The organism is Leeuwenhoekiella sp. H156, from assembly GCF_052218455.1.
GTDB lineage: Bacteria > Bacteroidota > Bacteroidia > Flavobacteriales > Flavobacteriaceae > Leeuwenhoekiella > Leeuwenhoekiella parthenopeia.
On record NZ_CP197499.1, the window covers coordinates 122,664 to 141,924 of the forward strand.

Annotated in this window: 18 protein-coding genes; 7 read left to right on the forward strand and 11 right to left on the reverse strand. The window is 43.2% G+C overall.

Annotated features, from left to right (window positions below; genetic code table 11):
* Positions 1 to 2: 2 nt before the first annotated feature.
* Positions 3 to 1,343 (reverse strand): histidine kinase, encoded by a 1,341-nt coding sequence (locus ACSSS3_RS00435; RefSeq protein ID WP_442845994.1) that lies wholly within the window; start codon positions 1,341 to 1,343, stop codon positions 3 to 5.
* The gene (locus ACSSS3_RS00440) at positions 1,340 to 1,522 is read right to left on the reverse strand and encodes a hypothetical protein (RefSeq protein ID WP_442845995.1); all 183 of its coding nucleotides are present in this window, start codon (positions 1,520 to 1,522) and stop codon (positions 1,340 to 1,342) included. The genes ACSSS3_RS00435 and ACSSS3_RS00440 overlap by 4 nt, the downstream gene beginning before the upstream one ends.
* 192 nt (positions 1,523 to 1,714) lie before the next feature.
* Here ACSSS3_RS00440 and ACSSS3_RS00445 point away from each other — a divergent pair, with 192 nt between their 5' ends.
* The 3 genes from ACSSS3_RS00445 (at position 1,715) to ACSSS3_RS00455 (ending at position 7,277) form a co-directional block, all read left to right on the forward strand.
* Positions 1,715 to 5,383, forward strand: a complete 3,669-nt coding sequence (locus ACSSS3_RS00445; protein ID WP_442845996.1) for a hypothetical protein — start codon at positions 1,715 to 1,717, stop codon at positions 5,381 to 5,383.
* 80 nt (positions 5,384 to 5,463) lie between these two features.
* Complete coding sequence (locus ACSSS3_RS00450; protein WP_442845997.1) at positions 5,464 to 6,882, forward strand: MBL fold metallo-hydrolase; 1,419 nt, start codon at positions 5,464 to 5,466, stop codon at positions 6,880 to 6,882.
* Between the two features lie 5 nt (positions 6,883 to 6,887).
* The gene (locus tag ACSSS3_RS00455) at positions 6,888 to 7,277 is read left to right on the forward strand and encodes a rhodanese-like domain-containing protein (RefSeq protein WP_442845998.1); all 390 of its coding nucleotides are present in this window, start codon (positions 6,888 to 6,890) and stop codon (positions 7,275 to 7,277) included.
* Between the two features lie 50 nt (positions 7,278 to 7,327).
* Here the strand turns inward: ACSSS3_RS00455 and ACSSS3_RS00460 are convergent, their stop codons facing one another.
* Positions 7,328 to 7,693, reverse strand: coding sequence for a winged helix-turn-helix transcriptional regulator (locus tag ACSSS3_RS00460; protein ID WP_442845999.1), 366 nt, complete (start codon positions 7,691 to 7,693; stop codon positions 7,328 to 7,330).
* Positions 7,694 to 7,825: 132 nt separating this feature from the next.
* Between ACSSS3_RS00460 and ACSSS3_RS00465 the strand changes: the two genes are divergently transcribed.
* On the forward strand, positions 7,826 to 8,713 hold the full coding sequence (locus tag ACSSS3_RS00465) for an SDR family oxidoreductase (RefSeq protein WP_442846000.1): 888 nt from the start codon (positions 7,826 to 7,828) through the stop codon (positions 8,711 to 8,713).
* A gap of 63 nt (positions 8,714 to 8,776) precedes the next feature.
* On the opposite strand, the gene ACSSS3_RS00470 is transcribed toward ACSSS3_RS00465, so the two are convergent.
* The 5 genes from ACSSS3_RS00470 to ACSSS3_RS00490 form a co-directional block, all read right to left on the reverse strand.
* On the reverse strand, positions 8,777 to 9,301 hold the full coding sequence (locus tag ACSSS3_RS00470; protein ID WP_442846001.1) for a hypothetical protein: 525 nt from the start codon (positions 9,299 to 9,301) through the stop codon (positions 8,777 to 8,779).
* Between the two features lie 9 nt (positions 9,302 to 9,310).
* Positions 9,311 to 9,991, reverse strand: coding sequence for a ribose-5-phosphate isomerase RpiA (gene rpiA / locus ACSSS3_RS00475; protein WP_442846002.1), 681 nt, complete (start codon positions 9,989 to 9,991; stop codon positions 9,311 to 9,313).
* Positions 9,992 to 10,028: 37 nt separating this feature from the next.
* Entirely contained in the window at positions 10,029 to 10,610 is a 582-nt protein-coding gene (locus ACSSS3_RS00480; protein ID WP_442846003.1) for a nucleotidyltransferase family protein, read from the reverse strand.
* Positions 10,610 to 11,638 carry an XdhC family protein gene (locus ACSSS3_RS00485; RefSeq protein ID WP_442846004.1) on the reverse strand — a complete coding sequence of 343 codons (1,029 nt, stop codon included), beginning with the start codon at positions 11,636 to 11,638 and terminating at the stop codon, positions 10,610 to 10,612. Before ACSSS3_RS00485 ends, ACSSS3_RS00480 begins: the two co-directional genes overlap by 1 nt.
* An 88-nt stretch (positions 11,639 to 11,726) precedes the next feature.
* The gene (locus ACSSS3_RS00490; protein ID WP_442846005.1) at positions 11,727 to 12,416 is read right to left on the reverse strand and encodes a VIT1/CCC1 transporter family protein; all 690 of its coding nucleotides are present in this window, start codon (positions 12,414 to 12,416) and stop codon (positions 11,727 to 11,729) included.
* Positions 12,417 to 12,540: 124 nt separating this feature from the next.
* On the opposite strand from ACSSS3_RS00490, the gene ACSSS3_RS00495 reads away from it, so the two are divergent.
* From ACSSS3_RS00495 to ACSSS3_RS00505, 3 genes are all read left to right on the forward strand, one after another.
* The gene (locus tag ACSSS3_RS00495; RefSeq protein ID WP_442846006.1) at positions 12,541 to 13,119 is read left to right on the forward strand and encodes a non-canonical purine NTP diphosphatase; all 579 of its coding nucleotides are present in this window, start codon (positions 12,541 to 12,543) and stop codon (positions 13,117 to 13,119) included.
* Between the two features lie 226 nt (positions 13,120 to 13,345).
* Positions 13,346 to 15,166, forward strand: a complete 1,821-nt coding sequence (locus ACSSS3_RS00500; protein WP_442846007.1) for a DEAD/DEAH box helicase — start codon at positions 13,346 to 13,348, stop codon at positions 15,164 to 15,166.
* A 74-nt stretch (positions 15,167 to 15,240) separates the two neighbouring features.
* Positions 15,241 to 16,032: a carboxypeptidase-like regulatory domain-containing protein gene (locus tag ACSSS3_RS00505; protein ID WP_442846008.1), complete on the forward strand. Its 792-nt coding sequence runs from the start codon at positions 15,241 to 15,243 to the stop codon at positions 16,030 to 16,032.
* Between the two features lie 47 nt (positions 16,033 to 16,079).
* Here ACSSS3_RS00505 and ACSSS3_RS00510 read toward each other — a convergent pair whose 3' ends face one another.
* The 3 genes from ACSSS3_RS00510 to ACSSS3_RS00520 form a co-directional block, all read right to left on the reverse strand.
* Positions 16,080 to 16,337 carry a CBU_0592 family membrane protein gene (locus ACSSS3_RS00510; protein ID WP_442846009.1) on the reverse strand — a complete coding sequence of 86 codons (258 nt, stop codon included), beginning with the start codon at positions 16,335 to 16,337 and terminating at the stop codon, positions 16,080 to 16,082.
* Positions 16,334 to 16,990: a TrmH family RNA methyltransferase gene (locus tag ACSSS3_RS00515; RefSeq protein ID WP_442846010.1), complete on the reverse strand. Its 657-nt coding sequence runs from the start codon at positions 16,988 to 16,990 to the stop codon at positions 16,334 to 16,336. The genes ACSSS3_RS00510 and ACSSS3_RS00515 overlap by 4 nt, the downstream gene beginning before the upstream one ends.
* Before the next feature lie 65 nt (positions 16,991 to 17,055).
* Positions 17,056 to 19,038, reverse strand: a complete 1,983-nt coding sequence (locus ACSSS3_RS00520) for a CHRD domain-containing protein (RefSeq protein ID WP_442846011.1) — start codon at positions 19,036 to 19,038, stop codon at positions 17,056 to 17,058.
* Between the last annotated feature and the right edge of the window lie 223 nt (positions 19,039 to 19,261).

Sequence of the window (19,261 nt, forward strand, 5' to 3'; positions counted from 1 at the left end):
TGTTAAGAGTTGCGTTTATCTTTTTCTATAAGTTCCTGAATCTTGCGCTGTTCCCATCCCTTACCTAAGATTGGGGTCCACTCAAACACTTCAGCTCCGTGAAAGAAGACTCCAAGTCCCCAGCCCAAAGCCGGGAAAATAGCCCACGGAAAATCGGAGGACCAGATATTGAGAATAACCATCGCCGGTATGGCAAGGCAATACAAGGTGAGATTTATGTAAAAGCCTTTGAGTTTAGCCACGTGTTCTTTGGCACGATCGTATTTTTTTTCAAGCAGATAATTTTCGGTTTTCATAAGATTCGTTTTTAATTGACGGGTTAATGTGGGTAATTTGATGATGAATTCATTTTCGGTTTTCTCTATGAAAACCCTGCGTGATGTAAGCAGTGCATAGCGTTGTCTGATGTTGAAAAGCCCTACCCCGCTGCCCTTCTCCATTACTTTTTTAGGCTGAAGTGTATTGCGCACCACCAGATAACCGGGCTCTTCATCGATGCGTATTGCTAACCGGCGGTTGCTGCTCACCACATTGTGCTTCACCGCATTTTCAAGCACCAGCTGAAGCGCCAGAGGTACCATTTTGGCTTCGGGATTTACGAGTTGATCGGGCATGGTAAAAATGATACTGTCCTCGTAACGCATCTTTAAAAGCGTCATATAGGTCTTGGCAAAAGCCAGTTCTTCTTCAAGTGTGACCAGCTCTTTATTCTTCTGTTCTAAAACATAACGGTAAACCTTAGAGAGGGAAGTGGTAAACTTTTGGGCCTGATCGGGGTTTTCATCAATAAGACTGGTAAGCACATTCAGACTATTGAATAAAAAATGGGGATCAAGCTGATTTTTAAGCGCATCAAACTGTGCCGAAGCCGTTCCGGCAATGATTTTCTGCTCCTTTAACTGGTATTCTTTCTGTTGCCTGTAATAATAAAACGAATAGAAAATGGTATTTACTACCATCGCCACAAATAAGGGCACCCAATAATCGTGGTAATCTTCGGTCTCAAAAAACTCAACCAACGAATTTCCCCTCAAAAAACATTTGATAAACAGGCGTATTAAAAAAACACCCAATACAGATGCCAGCATTCCGCTTAAAATAGCAGGAATGGTACGTTTAAAAGTGAAAAGCTCTGCCTTATAGGTTTGATGATAATACCGAAACACCCCCATATTAAACATATACAGTACAATGGAGTACAGCATACTGGTTGCAAAATCCTCGGCGAGGTCGCTGTTAAAAATGAGCGTATTTCCTCCAAGTACGTGAATCAACAGGAAAACCACGTAAATGGAAACTCCTACAATACAGGCATTGGCAAATTCTTTAAAAATCAGATTCATAATAAAATGGCTTTACACTCTGAAGTGTGATTTTCAATCGCGCATTTAAAGGTATTATATTCTTTAGAACTCATTTCCTGTATGGGCAAAGCTTCAGTAGTTTTAAAACGTACCGCTTCAGGATTCATTCCTGAAACAGTAAGTGTGGCTTGAAGCAGATAGAGAATTAATTTGACCATAACGTGCTCGTTTTTTGATTACAGGTCAAAGATGCTAAAGACGTTGCGGCTTTAAAGATTTAAAATACCCAGTTGTAAAATAAGAGGGTTGAATTGTAAAGTCTCGTCTTAAACACAAGAACGTTAACAATCACATAAAAACTTTTAGCCCTCAAATCGTTTACTAATTTTGCGATAACAACCTAATTATTAATGCGATCACACCTACCCTATAAAAGCCTAATCGTTCTCATCGTAACAGGCTTATTCGTTTCATGCGCCAGCGAGCTAACCCAGTTTAGAGACCGGGACCAAAAGATTTTAAAGACAACGGCAGACACTTCTGCTTACCGTAGCTTTTTTGTTTTAGGCAATCTGGGAGCTCATAAAAAAGGACCAAACAATGAACTCCTGAAAGCATTTTATGAACTGCAAAACAGCAATGCCTCCCAAAGTGACTACCTGGTTCTTGCCGGAGATAATATCTACCCTGACGTAGGCAAAAAGGAGGATACTAAAGAGCAATTAGATCCGCTGGTAAAACTTATAAGAGAGTTCAAAGGCAAAACCCTGATTATACCCGGTGAGCACGAGTGGAACGACCGCGGTGTGAAAGGCCTTGAGTCTATTGAAGATCTTATTGAAGAAAAGATGGGCAAAGACAATCACTTTCAACCCGAAAACGGTTGCCCTATCGAGGTTATTGATGTTGACGACGAGACCGAAATCATCATTGCAGATTCCCAGTGGTACATAGAGGACTGGAGTAAACATCCCGGATTTAACGATAAATGTGCCATTAAAACCCGTGTGCAATTTCTAACACTACTCAAAGACGAAGCGCGTAAAGCCCGTCATAAAAATGTGATTTTGGTGATGCATCACCCGCTATATTCTAACGGAATTTACGGCGGTGAAATGAGCACCCGCGCACTCTACAGACCATCAGCCGAGAATGCTTTTATTCCGGGAGTGGGCTTTTTATGGGCTTTTGCCCGTACACAGGGCGGTATCTCCAAGCAAGATCAGTTCAACCCGCTTATGAATGACTTGATGCAGGAGATCAAACAGATGTCTATAGGCCTGCCACGGCTGTTTGTTCTTTCGGCTCACGAGCAGTCTTTACAGTACATCGAAAACGAAGACATCAGGCAAATCATTTCAGGCACAGCCGCAAAAAGCGAGTATGTCCGATTGGGTAAAGACGGCCTTTTTGCTTCGGTGCAACCGGGACTTGCCCAACTGAGATTGTATAAAGACGGCGCTTCAAGCGTTCATTTTTATGAACTGAATAAAACCGGTGAGCTTGTGGAGCGCTTTTCAAAAGAAAGTTTTGCAGCGCCTGAACCGTATCCGGTAGATTCGCTTCCCAATACTTTTCCCAAAACAGAAACCGCCAGCATCTACCCAAAAGATCTTGTGGAAGTATCTGAAGCCTATGAAGAGAAATGGGGTAAGCATTACCGCGACCTTTATGGATTGCAAATTGAAGCTCCGGTAGCCATTCTGGACACGCTTTACGGGGGTCTTAAAGTGGAGCGTGCAGGAGGCGGGCATCAAACCCAGTCTTTAAGACTGGTTGATGCAGATGACCGGGAGTATAATATGAGGGCTTTGGCTAAAGATCCGTTTGCGTTTTTACAGGCTAAAGGTTATAACGATCTTGACGCTCAGCAGTATTTTAAAGGTACGCTTCCGGCAAGGTTAATCGAAGATTTCTACACCGCCTCGCATCCCTACGGCGCTTTTGCAATTCCACGCCTTGCAGGAGCCGCAGATCTCAATCATACACATCCTAAAGTTTTCTATGTTCCAAAACAAAAAACATTGGGAGATTTTAATGAGACACACGGCGACCGCCTGTATATGATTGTCGAAAAACCCGATGATGATTTTAACGGCAATCATATGTTTGGTTTTAATGAAGATGTAGAAAGTACAGCAGACCTGTTTGAAGCCATTCGCGAGGATGAAAAAAACCAGGTAGATGAGCAGGCCTATATCAAAGCCCGGGTTTTTGATATGCTCGTAGGTGACTGGGACCGTCACGAAGATCAGTGGCGCTGGGCCGAGCGTAAAAATGACGACAGCACCTATTCCTACATCGCAATCCCACGGGACCGCGATCAGGTGTTTTCAAAATTTGATGGAAAAATCATCAAAAAACTCCAGAAATTTATGGCCGGCACCCGCGAATTGGGCAATTACGGGCCCGATATTGAATATGTAAAACACTTTAGCGAAAGTGCTATAAATCTGGACCGTGCCCTGCTTCAGCATACCAATAAAAAGGACTGGCTGGATGCCGTAGATTTCATACAGAAAAATATCACTCCTGAGGTCGTCGCAAAAGCCTTTGGCGAAATGCCGAAAGAAATTCAGGATGAAAACTGGAAGCAGCTGCAAAGTGATGTGCTGGCGCGAAAAGAAAACCTGGAAAGTATAGTTGAACGCTATTATGATTACTATATCGACTTTCAAACCTTAAAAGGCACCGATAAAGACGATCATTTTTACATCGACCGAAACGACGACGGAACAACCCGCGTTAGTTCCTACCGCATCAAAGACGGTGAAGACGGAAGCTTGCTTTTTGACCGCATTTTTGATCCTGAAGAAACTCAGGAAATCTGGGTTTATGGTCTGGATGATGAAGATGTCTTTACCGTTACGGGAAAAAAAGGCTCTAAAATTAAAATGGTCATCGCAGGAGGCCAGGACGATGATACCTATGAGATCGAAAACGGAAGCAATCTCACCGTTTACGACCAGCCTGAAGGCAATATCGTTAAGGAAAATAAAGGGGCTCGCCTGCGCTTCAACAGTATCTATGAAAATCACATTTACGACTCAGAGCGCAGACCGGATGAAGCCAAGAAAGTTGCGCTTAAATTACCGTACAATCCCGATTGGGGCGTGGCTCCACATATCAGGATCGCAAGGCAGAAAATGGGCTTCGAGCGCAATCCCTTTACCTCCCAGTTTGTTGTAGACGCGCAGTATTTTTCATTAACTCAGGCTGCCGCTTTTGAAGGCGAGTTGCATTTCAGCAATATTTTCCCGGAATGGAATTTTCTAATTGGCGCCCGGGTTACAACCAATAATTACACCGAAAACTTCTTTGGCTTTGGTAATAAATCGGTTAACAACGCCTCAAACTTTGATGCAAACCGCCTGCTGAATCAGCAATTTGAGTACGCTGCCGGGGTTTATTACAACGGTGAATACGGCAGTTCGTTTAAAGCTGCTCTGGCTTATCAACACTATGCATTTGACCCTTCCGCTTTGCGTGAACCTGGTAATGTAACATCTCAAAACAAATACGCTACCCTAAAAACCGAATACAACTACCGCAGTGTTGATGACGCGGCTTACCCCACACGAGGTATGCATTTTAAAGCAGCCGGTTCAATCTATGACAATCTGAATGACGCCACAACAGTTTATGCTGCAGACCCGTCTATTACATTTTGGAATGCGATAGACAGCTCACGGGATTTGGTTCTAAAAACCGAAGTTGCAGGTCAATTGCGATTTGGCGATCCTGCGGTATTTTTTCAATCGGCACGATTGGGCGGTGGCTCGGGCTTGCGCAGTTATCGCTTGGACCGTTTTGCAGGTGATCAAGCATTACGCGGTTCTGCCGATGTTTTGTATCAATTTACGCCTTTAAAAACAGCCTTGTTTCCGGTACGCACACACATCTTTGGCGGCTACGATTTGGGTAGGGTTTGGTACGATGGCGAAAACTCAGAACGCTGGCATGACAGTTATGGTGGTGGTATTCATTTTGCAATGGGCGGTTTTATCAGCGGAAATCTCGCTTATTTTACCGGCGATGAAGGCGGTCGGTTAAGCTTTGGGTTTAACTTCGGTCTGTAATTAGCTTTGACGAATGTAACCCGTGTTACCGCGACACCCGTAAAGGTGCCTTATCTTTGCCCTATAAATACAGTATCATCATGACTATAGAACAGATTTACACCGGTTGTTTGGCTCAGGGAGCCTATTATATTGAAAGTAACGGCGAGGCCGCCGTAATCGATCCTTTGCGTGAGGTAAAGCCTTATATAGAGCGTGCAGAAGCAGATAACGCCAAAATCAAATATATTTTTGAAACCCATTTTCACGCCGACTTTGTGAGCGGTCACGTTACCCTGGCTAAAGAAACCGGGGCGGAAATCGTTTACGGTCCTAAAGCCAATCCTTCATTTGAGGCTATTATCGCAAAAGACCAGCAGGAATTTAAAATAGGCAAAATCACCATCAGGGTATTACATACGCCCGGCCATACGATGGAAAGCACGACCTACCTCCTGATTGATGAGCACGGAAAAAATCACGCGATTTTTAGCGGAGACACCTTATTTCTGGGCGATGTGGGAAGACCCGATTTGGCACAAAAAGCCAAAGAACTTACTCAGGAAGATCTCGCAGGCTATTTATTTGACAGCCTTCGCGAAAAAATTATGCCATTGGCTGATGACGTTATCGTATATCCGGCACACGGTGCAGGTTCGGCCTGTGGAAAAAACATGAGCAAGGAAACGGTAGATACGCTGGGCAACCAGAAAAAGACCAATTATGCCTTGCGGGCAGATATGACCAAAGAAGAATTTATTCAGGAAGTGACTGATGGTCTCTTGCCTCCTCCCTCCTATTTTCCGTTGAATGTGAAAATGAACAAGGAAGGTTACGACGACATTGACGAGGTTTTAGAACGCGGAACACGAGCGCTTTCGCCCGATGCCTTTGAAACTGCGGCGAACGAAACCGGAGCGGTGATCCTTGATGTGAGACATCAAAATGATTTTGCTAAAGGTCATATCCCAAGATCTATATTTATTGGTATTGACGGCGGTTTTGCTCCCTGGGTGGGCGCTCTTATTGCCGACACCGAGCAGGCTATTTTATTAGTCGCCGATGAAGGTCGCGAAGAAGAAACCATTACCCGACTTTCCCGAGTGGGCTTTGACGGTACGATAGGCTATCTCAAAGGCGGATTTAAAGCCTGGGAAGCAGCCGGTAAAGAAACCGACTCGGTGAATTCAGTACCTGCAAGCGAAGTGGAAACTGCTGTAAAAGCCGATGCCAATACACCTGTTTTTGATGTACGCAAACCCGGCGAATTTGAAGCAGAGCATCTGGAAGTGGCCGAAAGTACGCCGCTCGATTACATCAACAAGCATTTGAGTGCGTTTCCCGATACTAAAGAATTTTACATTCACTGTGCCGGGGGTTACCGCAGTATGATTGCTGCCAGCATCTTAAAAAGCCGGGGCATTCACAACCTCATCGACGTACAGGGAGGTTATGCCGCTTTAAAGGAAACGGATCTAAAAACCACCAATTACGTCTGCCCTTCCACCTTAAAAAAATAGGAAAGATGAAAGCCATATTTAGTTTACTGCTTTTAAGTCTGTTTACTTTTGGTGCAAAAGCTCAGGAAAGCAATCACCTCATTTTAGACAAAAATGCTTTTCGTGACAGCATCAATGCTAAAAAGGTATTGCTTCTTGATGTGCGCAGAGCGGAAGAGTTTGAAGCCGGTCATATTGAGCAGGCACTCAATTTTAATGTGCTCGATTCGCTGAGCTTCAGAGCACAGGTTGAACAGCTGGACCCTGCAACTCCGGTCTATCTCTATTGCAGATCGGGTAACCGAAGTGGCAAAGCAGCGGTAATTATGCAGGAAATGGGTTTTCAAACCCTCTATGATCTCAAAGGCGGTTTTCTGGGCTGGACTGAAGAAACCACAGCAACTAAAAACGAGTAGTTGCTATTAATTAATCGAAAAAGGCTGTTTAAAAATTTTAAGCAGCCTTTTTAATTTTTATACGCCGCCCGCGATTGGGTAATCGCTTCAAAATTGGCGTTGGCCCATTGAACCAGACTTTTTATATGTGGAATCAGCGATGCTCCGCGTTCACTTAAAGTATATTCTACCCGTGGCGGTATCTCGGGATATTGGGTTCGCAGAACCAGACCGTCTGCTTCCAAAGATTTCAACGTAACGGCAAGCATTTTTTGAGAAATGGTATCAATCATTTTATAAATCTCGTTAAAACGCAGGACTTTGGTATCGTCAAGCACGAGTAAAACCAGCGTAGACCATTTGTCTCCAAAGCGATCCAAAACATTACGCACCGGGCAATTTTCAGAATCTGCAAATTTTTTTTCAGAATTTTCCATTATAACACATTGAATTTCAACAAAACTAACTTCCGGGAAAGTGACCTACAGCCTCGTAAGTTCTTCCACAGGAGTCAATTACTTCTTATCTTTGACTTACCAAAAGTAAGTTAATAACTTAAAATAAAAAACATGAGTACTTATTTAATTACAGGAGCAACCGGAGGTTTAGGTAGCAGCGTGGTTGAACACCTTTCTACTACTATAAATCCATCTGAAATCGCAGTATTGGTGCGTGATGCAGCAAGCGATCAGGCAAAAGAATACCAAAGCAAAGGTTTTGATTTACGCATTGCCGATTACGATAACACAGAAAAACTCACGGAAGCCTTTAAGAATATTGAAATTCTCTACTTTGTTTCCGGCAGTGATATTGGGTCAAGAACCGTACAGCATAAAAATGTGGTGGATGCAGCAACTCAGGCGGGAGTGCAACATGTGGTTTACACCAGTGCCGGGAGAAAAGACGAAAGCCAAAACTCTCCGGTCGCTGCAGTGATGGACGCCCACATCAAAACCGAAAACTGGCTTAAAGAATCGGGTATGGCCTATACCATTTTGAGACATAATCTGTATGCGGAAGTGATTGCGCTCTTTTTAGGCGAAAAAGAAGCCTTGCTTCAATCAAAAACCGTCTTTCTACCTACGGGTGCTGGCAAGACCGCCTTTGCCTTACGCGACGATTTAGCTGAAGCCGGAGCGCTTATTTTGAAAAATGCAGCACAGCACCAAAACAAAATCTATACGTTAGACGGACCAAAAGCGATTGATTTTAAAGCGGTTGCTGAAATCCTGAGCGATATCACGGAAGAAGAAATCAACTATGTATCTCCCGATGTAGAAACGTTTAAATCGACTATGGCTTCCTATGGCGTACCGGAAGATGCCGTAAATATGATGCTGGGATTCTCTCTGGGGATTGCGCAGGGCGAATTCAATTCTGAATCTAAAGATCTGGAGAATCTACTAGGCAGAAAGCCTAAAGATGTGGCCGATTTTTTAAAGCAGGTTTACGCTTAAAATTGAAAATTGATGACATCTAAAAAGGGAGAAGCAACAATAACAGCTTCTCCCTTTTTTATTTTATTCAATCTCCTTCCAGTTTCCCTTTCGGAAATACATATTATTGAATTTTGGGGAATTAAAAACTAGAAAAAAGTCCCAAATCTCCCGGTATATAGTTGGATTACTCGTCATAACATGATGTGTTGGGTTTTCCATATTAATCATTAACCGAGCTGATTGAAAAGGAGTTTTAGTTTGAATTGAACCTGTATAAGGTTCCTTTATATTAGCTCCTTCCGTGACGTAGAAGTAAATGGAGTCATTCTTTTTGATCTCAAAACGGAAGTGATTGTACTGCCAATCTGCCTGCTTACCCGGAAAGTAATTTCGATCAATTATATATTCTCCATAAAAATCATTTTTGTCGAGAATTTTTTTCGTGTAAAAAGGTTTAAGAATAGCTGATAAAATCCATATACCTATGATTCCTCCCCAAAGTCCTAAAAATAGAATTCCAAAAGATTTTTTTTTGGAATAAATCAGTAATACAAAGAGAAGAACTGAAAGCGGTAATATAATAAAGATGAAACCTAATCCTGCCATTAACCAAAATTAATGCTTCCGCTTCTTAACCTCCGGTCCGCCTTCTTTCCCCACAATAATGAGGCTGGTGCTATCAAGGAAAAGTCCGGTTTCAACAACCCCGGGAATTTTAAGCAATTTGATCTCAAGTTCCTGAAGGTCTTCTACTTCAAATATATCAATATCCAGAATGTTGTTATTTTCGTCGGTACGGTATTCGTTTCCTTCCTTCATTCGCTGTACAGGCTTTAAACCTTCCGCTTCGAGATAGGTCTTGATTTGTTTGGTCGCAAACGGAATCACTTCCACCGGAAGTTTAAAAGCCCCAAGCTTCTTCACATCCTTACTGCTATCGGCAATGATGATGTTGAATTTGGTATTCCACGCCAGAATCTTTTCGCGTAGCAAAGCACCGCCACCGCCTTTGATCAATTGGAAGTCGCCGTCAAACTCATCGGCGCCGTCAATGGTGACATCGATATGGTCTACCTCGTGAAGCTCCACGATTTTAATGCCCAGTTCTTTGGCGAGCTTTTCGGTTGCATCAGATGAAGGTACGCAGGTAAGGTTCATCCCCTCTGCTACCATCTGCCCCACAGCTTCGATCATATGTTTTGCGGTTGAGCCGGTACCCAGACCTACAACCATGTTGTTTTTAATGTATTTAACCGCTTCCAATGCGGCTTGCTTTTTTTCCTGATCTGCAGTCATGAAGAATGGTTTATGCTGGTTAGAATGCTAAATTAATTCAATTTTTAAGCAAACGACTATAATCGTCAGGCGTATCTATGTCCTGAACGCGGTCTTCTGCTATAAGTGTTAGTGGTTTTGGATTTCCCGAATTCAGTAATTGCCGGGCACCCTGATCACCGTCTAACGTCTTTAACCGGTCAAAAAAAGATTTCGGAAACAGCGCCGGCACTCCGTTTTTTGAACCGTAATCGGAAGCGATGAGGGTATTTTTATGTACAGCGGCCATTCCTATAAGTTGGGTCAGAAATACGGCATCAATACGCGGTTGATCGGCGAGCGTGATTAAGGCATAATCAAAGCCTGCTTTTTCAATCTCCTGGATACCTACCGCAATGCTGCTGCCCATCCCCTGCTCCCAGTTTGGGTTAAAGATCGTCTTTACCGGTTGCCGAATCTCGTTTTTGATGTTCGCTGCGCCCGCACCCAGGACGCAATAAATCGCGTCAGCCGGAGTTTTTAAGGCCTGCTCAATCGTGTAACCCAGTAAGGTGGTATGTTTGTAGGAGAGCAGCTGTTTTACTTTGCCCATTCGTGAGGCGCTTCCGGCTGCCAGAATGAGAATTGCAATTTTATCCATTAGCTGATAGCCGAATTAATTTTACCGGTAAGTGTTTTAAGTGAAAGCGAATTGCGATTACGGGTCACTGCAAGAATTTCAGCTAAAATAGAAAGCGCAATTTCCTCAGGTGTAATAGACCCAATATTTAAACCTGCAGGACTGTAGATTTGTTCCAAAAAATCAAGATCCAGATCAGGTGCATAGTCCAGAAGTTCGTGTTGTATTTTCTCGCGGCGCTTTACCGATCCCAGAATTCCCAGATAGGGAAGTTTCAAGTCTTTGAGTTTTACCAAGTACTGCAAATCCTGCGCGTAATTGTGGGTCATCAGCACAACGGCCGTCTGCGCATCGAGAGTGGCAGCGTCGAAGGTATCGGCGTTGCCACCAATTACCTGGGCCGCTCCCGGAAAATCCTTTAATTCTTTGGGATCTTTCAGCGAGGTGATGACATCTACCTCCCATCCCAGCATCGCAGCCATCGTACACAGTTTTACGGTATCGTGCTCACCGCCAACCAGAAGTAACTTAAATCTTGGATTTAGGGTTTGTTTAAACCGAAGCGCTTCGGCGGAAGCTTCAAGCGTACTTGTATTTTGAAAGTAGACTGGATTCTTTTCGCCCACACGCAAAAAAGAACCAAAATTCCCGGTAGCCTCATCTTCCTTTTTATAAAAACTCACAATCTCAAAGCTTTCGCGCTGCGAAAGCAGATTTTCAAAAGTATGTACCAGTTGGTCTGAAGCTTCAAAACGTTCCAGCAAAATATAGAGAACGCCCTCACAACCCAGGCGGTAACGCCCATCATAGGTCATGATTTTAGATACACCGGTCTTAAAAACCGATTCCGCGCGGCGCACCACTTCTTTCTCTACACAGCCGCCACTTACAGCCCCGGTCATCGCACCGTTTTCGGCGATTAACATACGTACACCGGGTTTTCGATAAGACGAACCATCAAGCGCGACCACAGTGGCCAAAACACAGGAAATACCCTGTGATTTGTAGACTTTCGCCTGATTTAAAATTTCTAAAAATTCGTGTGTCATGTGAATTTTGCTTGCGGAAGCATTAAAGATAAAACTTTGCAGTTAAAGCTTTCGGGTTTTAAAACCAGAAATCGAAAGCTGGCCAGTTTTAGGCCACATTCACTCCAAAAAGATGACCTATTAGCGCACTGGCAACCATGGCGAGTGTACCCCAAATGGTGATACGCATTACTGCGGTGCTCATTTTTGAACCTCCGGTACGTGCCGCAGTAGCCCCCAAAACAATCAAAAACAGAATGGCAGCCGCATATTGCACGTACTCCATTGAGTTCACAGGCGCTAAAAACGCAACCAAAACCGGCAAAGCGCCGCCCACCGTAAATGCAGCCCCACTGCTTAATGCAGCCTGCAAGGGTCTGGCCTGCGTAATCTCGTGCATCCCGAGTTCGTCACGGGCGTGAGCCTCCAGCGCGTTATGAGCCGTGAGCTGTTTGGCCACTTCAAGAGCCGTATCTGCTCTGAGGCCCCGTTTGATGTAGATATCCTTGAGTTCGTGCAATTCCGATTCGGGCATATTGGCGAGTTCTTCTTCTTCGCGTTTGAGATCGGCTTTTTCGATATCGCTCTGCGAACTCACCGACACGTATTCACCTGCGGCCATCGATAAAGCCCCGGCAACAATACCGGCCACTCCGGCAAGGATAATGGGTTCGCGGGTTGAACTGGCAGCTGCCACCCCGATTATGAGGCTCGCAGTTGAAAGAATCCCGTCGTTTGCCCCTAAAACAGCGGCCCGAAGCCAGCCACTGCGCTGTGCGTAATGTTTTTCGTCTTGCATAGGTCTAAAGTACCCTTAAAAAGTTTTGCATTCAAGACTTGCCCGGTTATTTAGGTTACTTTTAATGAATACGTATTGTAGCCATTCTGTAATAATTAATAACTTGCCTCCTTAAATCGTTCCTATGACGCTGGTTTTTGCAACCCATAACACCAATAAACTCAAAGAAATTCAGGCTTTGATGCCGAAAAACATTCAGCTGAAAAGCCTTACCGATATTGGCTGTACCGAAGAAATTGTGGAAGATGCAGACACGATTGAAGGCAATGCGCTCATTAAAGCCCGATATGTAAAGGAAAAATACGGCTACGATTGCTTTGGCGATGATACCGGGCTTGAGGTGGAAGCGCTAAATGGCGAGCCGGGAGTCTACAGCGCGCGCTATGCCGGTGAACACAAGAATGCGGCAGATAATACCGCTAAATTGCTGAACAATTTAAAGGAAAAAGATAACCGTAACGCGCGTTTCAAAACGGTGATCGCACTGTGTTTGGGTGAAGAGGAATTGGTTTTTGAAGGAATCTGTAAGGGCGTGATTACAACTTCAGTTTCGGGAGATGGCGGCTTTGGTTACGATCCTGTTTTTATGCCTGAAGCTTATACACTTACCTTTGCCGAAATGCCATTGTCTGAAAAAAATAAAATCAGTCACCGCGGGCGCGCAACTCAAAAATTACTGGAATACCTGCAGGAACTGACCTGATTTGCTTCGGCTTATCCAAATCCTAAAAGTACATGCCGAATATGTTTGGAAAAAGACGTCTTATTCGGGCTTCTATAACGATGTATTTATAAAAGCGCGCATTTCGGTATTTAAAACTCTCATTTAAAGGAATTTAAATGCTTGCCCAAACAAGTGAATTGCTAAGCTAATTAACTGTATCTTTGCGCCCTCTTAAATCGACGTTGATTTAAGATAATTATTTTATATGAATACATTTAAAGCGTTAGGACTTAATGAGGCTATTTTGCAGGCTGTATCCGACATGGGATTTACAGAACCTTCAGAAGTACAGGAGAAAGCCATCCCGGTCCTACTAAAAGAGGCAACAGACGTAGTTGCGCTCGCACAGACGGGTACAGGTAAAACAGCAGCATTTGGTTTTCCGCTTATTCAAAAAGTTGATGCTAACAATCGCAAGACTCAGGGTCTAATCATATCCCCTACCCGCGAATTGTGTTTGCAGATTACTAATGAACTTAAAAATTACTCAAAATACGTTAAAGGTTTAAACACAGTGGCTGTTTATGGAGGTGCAAACATCCAGGAGCAGGCACGCCAGATTTCCCGTGGGGCTCAGATTATTGTTGCCACTCCGGGACGTATGCAGGATATGATGCGCCGTAATCTGGTTGACATTTCAGGAATTGATTTTTGTGTGCTTGATGAAGCCGATGAAATGCTCAACATGGGCTTTTATGAAGACATCACCACCATTCTTGCTGACACCCCAAAAGGTAAACAGACCTGGTTATTTTCGGCGACTATGCCTAAAGAGGTTGCCCGTATTGCCAAGCAGTTTATGAACAGCCCAATCGAGATTACGGTAGGGACTAAAAATGAAGGAGCAGACAGCGTTTCACACGAATACTATATGGTGAACGCCCGCGACCGCTATCAGGCACTTAAGCGTCTTGCAGATGCCAATCCTGAGATTTTCTCTGTAGTTTTTTGCCGTACCAAACGCGATACGCAAAAAGTGGCTGAGCAATTGATTGAAGATGGTTACAATGCATCGGCTTTACACGGGGATTTGAGTCAAAATCAACGTGATCTGGTGATGAAAAGCTTCCGGGCGCGACAAATTCAGATGCTTGTAGCAACTGATGTGGCTGCACGGGGTATTGATGTAGATGATATCACACACGTGATCAACTACCAGTTACCTGATGAAATTGAAACCTACACCCACCGAAGCGGACGTACAGGACGTGCCGGTAAAACCGGTATTTCGATGGTGATCGTTTCGAAGAGCGAACTGCGCAAAATACGCACCCTCGAAAAAATCATCAATAAGCAATTTGTACAAAAAGATATTCCTACCGGAATGGAAATCTGCGAGGTACAGTTGATGCACCTGGCTAACGACATTCAGGGAACTAAGATAAATGAGGAAATCAATCCGTATTTATTCAGCATCAATGAAGTGCTCGAAGGTATTAGCCGTGAAGATTTGATCAAAAAAGTATTTTCGGTTGAGTTTACGCGTTTCTTCAATTATTATCAAAAAACCAAAGATCTCAATGTCGCTGTAAAAGCCGATATGAAGGAGGAGTCTGGTGAATCTACCCGTTATTTCATCAATATTGGTTCAAAAGACGGTTTTGACTGGATGAGTCTGAAAGACTTTTTAAAGGATGCTACGGGATTAGGTGAAGGTATTTACAAGGTAGATTGTAAAGATTCGTTCTCATTTTTCAATACCGACACCGAAAACAAAGACACCATTCTGGCTCTTTTTGAAGACTTTAAACTTCAGGGAAGACAGGTACACGTTGAAGTTACCAAAGACACCCGCGGTGGCGGTGGTGGCGGTGGCGGAAAACGCAAACGCAATGATCGCAAAGGCGGTGGTGGCGGAAAACGCCGTGACGACTTTGGAGACGGAGGTTTCCGTAAAAAAGGTGCATCCTCCGGAGGTAAAGAACGCCGAAGTGGCGGTGGTGAACGCAAAGGAAAGCGCAAACCAGACGGACCAAAAGAAAATAAGAGTCCGTTTTCAGGTAAACGCAGACGCCGGGACCGATAAATTTTTATTTAATGAGACGGAATTGTCACTTTTGGTATGATTTTTCCGTCTCTTTCTATAAATTGGCTTCCACTATGAAAAAGCTCTTACTACTGCTACTTTTTATTGCCCCGTTTATGCTTTCGGCTCAGGATACTGTTCTTTCTGAAACCGATCAGGAAAGCGAGGATTTTATAATAGGTACGGTACTCAATTCCTCTACAGACGAACCTTTAGAAGGTGTAAATATCATCAACCTGAATTCGGTACGGGGTACCACTACCAATGCTGAAGGTACATTCCGCCTTAGAGCTCAGGTAAACGATACCTTATTTTTCTCTTTTCTTGGGTTTAAAAGCCTTCAGGTACGGGTGACCAATGACTGGAAACGTTTTGGTGACGTAAAGGTAAAAATGACCGAAAGCGGTATCGCACTTGAAGAAGTGGTGGTTAAAGATGTGGAGCTTACAGGCTATCTGGAGATTGATGCGAAAAATGTACCGGTTTATAAAAACGTACGTTATAGTATTTCGGGCCTAAGCTCTGCTTACGAGGCAGGAGATTCGCAGCCCGGTGCCATAGACAAGGTATTAAGCGCTATTTTTAATCCGGCAGATTTTCTCAACAAAGTCTTTTCTAATAAGAGTTCGCAAATGCGAAAGCTTCGCAAGATGAAAGAAGACGATAACATCAGAAACCTATTGATTACTAAATTTGACAGAGAAACTCTTACAGCTTTGCTTCAGGTGCCTAAAGAAGATATCGAAGCCATTTTAAGTCGCTGTGATTATTCGGAAAGTTTTGTAAAAACTGCCAATGATCTTCAAATACTAGATGCCCTGAGCAGTTGTTACGAAGAATACCGGGTTTTGAACCGGGATCGTTAAAAAACGAAAAAGATTTTATAGAAAAGCTTCCCCAACCGGAAGCTTTTTTATTGCTCCTGCTCTGTTTTCCTGTCGCGAAAGTAAACCACCAGAGCTCCGAGTGAAACCAGGGTCCAAACCGCTTCGAGGACGATAAAAGGCACATAATTGAGAAGTACACTCGCCGTGCACGCCATACCGGCGCCAATGGTATTCAATAAAATAAAAATAAGGCTGTTCTTCTTAAGTACATTAGTAACCTGCAGGATGTAGGCTAACAAAATTTGAAAAGTACCCAGCGCTCCTATCCAGTCTGTTAAATTCATTGGGCTGAAGTATTAAAGGTATTCACCAAAGCATCATAATCCTTCAGGTTGCGTTTTAACCAAAGCGTTTTAATTTCTAAAATATCTTCAGGTTTGAGTTTCCAGTCCAGTTGCGAATTGCGTAAACGCTGAGTAAGTTCCTGAAGCAAAATCGCCGCACAGACTGAAATATTAAGACTTTGAGTAAAACCATAGGTTGGAATATAGATGTACGCGTCAGCGGCCTCAATAACGGTGTCTGTTAAGCCATCCTTTTCGCTACCAAAGAACAAAGCCGTTGGTCTGTCCAGTTTAAAATCTTCGAGTTTATGAGCGGTATGATGTGGGGTTGTGGCAACAATTTGATAGCCTTTAGACTTCAAACCGGCCAGCGCGGTTTTAGTAGAGTCATAGCGGTATACCGAAGTCCACTTTTGAGCCCCCATAGCAATCTCCCGGTCTATACGTTTTCCCTTGAGTTCTTCAATCACATGCACGTCCTGAACGCCAAAGGCATCGCAGCTGCGCATTACTGCGCTCGTGTTGTGTAAGTGTCCCACATCTTCAATAGCGACCGTTAGAAAGCGTGTGCGCTGTGCAATCACCTGTTTAAAAAGTTCCTGTCTGCGCGGGGTGAGAAAACCCTCGAGGTAATTAATCAATTCTGAATTCATAGGGATCGAAAATAAAAAAACCCGGCCAATTGGCCGGGTTTTCTGAATATTAAAATGCTGATTAATTAGTTTGCATTTGCACCTACATTCCCCTGAGCTACAATAGTACCCAGTTGAGTTGCGCTTAGATGCACATTAATATAACCATCAATAGCCACCATCTCATCATAAGTGATTGCTGCACCGCCATTAGCAGTACCGTCTTCAGCGTTATAAGCCGTCACATTAGTCTGGCTCATTCCGGTATCACCATCAACAGACATCAACGTAATCAAGATATCACCCGGGGCTTCAGCAACAGAACCTGCGTGAATGTGTGCAGGGTGCTCACCTCCTGCAGGCGTACCGTCAAGATCTAAAGTAACCAAAGTCTCTCCGTTAACACGCTCTTCAAATTTAGCCGTACCATTGATTCCAGGTACGTCTTTAGTATTTAAAACGTAGGTTTTAGAAGTTCCGGTTAATTCATTTTGACCTATATCGCCCTGAGCAACAATAGTACCCAGTTCAGTCGCGCTTAAATGTACATTGATGTATCCATCAAAGTCTAGTAATTCTGCGTAGGTAATAGCTTCTCCGGCATTAGGAGTTCCATCTTCACCGTTAAGAGCTTCAACCTGTACAGCACTCATTCCGGTAGTTCCATTAACAGTTCCTAAAGTGATTTCGATATCTCCACCTTCAACGGCTGTGTTTGCGTGAATATGTGCTGGATGCATTCCACCTGCCGGTGTTCCGTTTAGCGTCAATTCAACTAATGTGGTGCCGTCCATACGCTCAGAAAACAATGCAGTACCATTAATTCCGGCTACATCTTTTGTTGCAAGAACATAGGATTTCGTGTTTCCGGTTAACTCATTAGCTCCTATGTCTGTTTGAGAAACTACGGTTAAGTCAGTTCCATTAAGATGAATATTGATATACCCGTCAAATTCTAAAAGATCTTCATAGCTAACTTCGGTATCGTCGTTTAAAGCAGAAACATTAGTCATACTAATTCCTGTATCACCATTAACCGCCATAAGATCTACAACAATAGCTCCGGTTTCTACAGCACTATTTTCGTGAATATGTGCAGGATGCATTGTACCTGCAATTGTATTCTCAACGTTTAAGGTTACAACTGAAGTACTGTCTGCACGCATAGCGATTGTAGCAGTACCCATCACATTAGCATCCGTTTTAGCCATTAATTCATACTCCTTAGAGTCTAATATCTCATTTTGACCTATATCTCCCTGAGCAACAATAGTTCCTAAATCACTTGCACTAGCGTGAACATTAATATAACCGTCAAATTCTAAAAGTTCTTCATAAGTCACTGGTGAACCGTCGTTAAGCGCAGATACATCAGTCATACTCATACCGGTATCACCATCAACGGTTGTAAGACTTACGACAATAGCTCCATTATCAAGAGTAGTACCTGCGTGAATATGTGCAGGGTGCATTCCACCTTCGGGTGTACCTTGTATGTCAAGAGTTATCAAAGTCTCGCCGCTAACACGCTCTTCAAATAAAGCAGTACCTTCAATACCTTCTACATCTTTAGTAAATAGCGTGTATTCTTTAGATTCTCCTGTAAGTGCATTTTCTCCTATATCTCCCTGCGCTAATAATGTTCCTAAATCACTGGCACTAGCGTGAACATTGATGTAACCGTCAAAATTGATTAAATCTTCATAACTAACGTCAGTACCATCATTCGTAGCTGTAACATTGGTAAGACTTCTTCGGGTAGCACCATCAACAGGAGTAAGATCGATAACAATATCACCTCCTTCAAGAGCAGTCCCTGCGTGGATGTGGGCCGGATGAGAACCACCGGTTGTTCCGTCCATCAAAATGCTGATGTCTGTAGAACCATCTGTTTTTTCTGTAAAAGTTACTGTACCGCTAATATCAGGGTCAGAAACTGAGCTTAAATCGTAAGTTGTAATGTTTCCGGTAGCCTCACCTGGAATGATCGCTACTCCGTCATCATCATTAGAGCATCCTGCAAAAATCAGTACCAATAATGATAATGCAAAGAAATAAATCTTTTTCATAAATTTAATTTTGATTAGAATTATCGCAATAATATAAAATTAAACAGGGCTTTTAAAGGATTTTATTGCAATTAACCTAAAATTTTGAAAAATACCGGACTTGTTCAACTAAAAGTTTAGGCTAAAAAACTGAAAGTGAGCGCTAGAGGATATAATTAATAAAAATATATAAAAACCTAAACGTATTTAATCGTTAAAATCCTAACCCATTCGATTATAAGGA

Excerpts from the sequence above, each read along its gene's own strand:
- ACSSS3_RS00470 (WP_442846001.1), bottom strand. The coding sequence starts at position 9,301 with ATGGCAGGATTAGGTTTCATCTTTATTATATTACCGCTTTCAGTTCTT.
- ACSSS3_RS00510 (WP_442846009.1), bottom strand. The coding sequence starts at position 16,337 with ATGAATTTAACAGACTGGATAGGAGCGCTGGGTACTTTTCAAATTTTG.
- ACSSS3_RS00505 (WP_442846008.1), top strand. The coding sequence starts at position 15,241 with ATGAAAAAGCTCTTACTACTGCTACTTTTTATTGCCCCGTTTATGCTT.
- rpiA (WP_442846002.1), bottom strand. The coding sequence starts at position 9,991 with ATGACTGCAGATCAGGAAAAAAAGCAAGCCGCATTGGAAGCGGTTAAA.
- ACSSS3_RS00520 (WP_442846011.1), bottom strand. The coding sequence starts at position 19,038 with ATGAAAAAGATTTATTTCTTTGCATTATCATTATTGGTACTGATTTTT.
- ACSSS3_RS00450 (WP_442845997.1), top strand. The coding sequence starts at position 5,464 with ATGACTATAGAACAGATTTACACCGGTTGTTTGGCTCAGGGAGCCTAT.
- ACSSS3_RS00515 (WP_442846010.1), bottom strand. The coding sequence starts at position 16,990 with ATGAATTCAGAATTGATTAATTACCTCGAGGGTTTTCTCACCCCGCGC.
- ACSSS3_RS00440 (WP_442845995.1), bottom strand. The coding sequence starts at position 1,522 with ATGGTCAAATTAATTCTCTATCTGCTTCAAGCCACACTTACTGTTTCA.
- ACSSS3_RS00490 (WP_442846005.1), bottom strand. The coding sequence starts at position 12,416 with ATGCAAGACGAAAAACATTACGCACAGCGCAGTGGCTGGCTTCGGGCC.
- ACSSS3_RS00500 (WP_442846007.1), top strand. The coding sequence starts at position 13,346 with ATGAATACATTTAAAGCGTTAGGACTTAATGAGGCTATTTTGCAGGCT.
- ACSSS3_RS00460 (WP_442845999.1), bottom strand. The coding sequence starts at position 7,693 with ATGGAAAATTCTGAAAAAAAATTTGCAGATTCTGAAAATTGCCCGGTG.
- ACSSS3_RS00480 (WP_442846003.1), bottom strand. The coding sequence starts at position 10,610 with ATGGATAAAATTGCAATTCTCATTCTGGCAGCCGGAAGCGCCTCACGA.
- ACSSS3_RS00455 (WP_442845998.1), top strand. The coding sequence starts at position 6,888 with ATGAAAGCCATATTTAGTTTACTGCTTTTAAGTCTGTTTACTTTTGGT.
- ACSSS3_RS00495 (WP_442846006.1), top strand. The coding sequence starts at position 12,541 with ATGACGCTGGTTTTTGCAACCCATAACACCAATAAACTCAAAGAAATT.
- ACSSS3_RS00465 (WP_442846000.1), top strand. The coding sequence starts at position 7,826 with ATGAGTACTTATTTAATTACAGGAGCAACCGGAGGTTTAGGTAGCAGC.
- ACSSS3_RS00485 (WP_442846004.1), bottom strand. The coding sequence starts at position 11,638 with ATGACACACGAATTTTTAGAAATTTTAAATCAGGCGAAAGTCTACAAA.
- ACSSS3_RS00435 (WP_442845994.1), bottom strand. The coding sequence starts at position 1,343 with ATGAATCTGATTTTTAAAGAATTTGCCAATGCCTGTATTGTAGGAGTT.
- ACSSS3_RS00445 (WP_442845996.1), top strand. The coding sequence starts at position 1,715 with ATGCGATCACACCTACCCTATAAAAGCCTAATCGTTCTCATCGTAACA.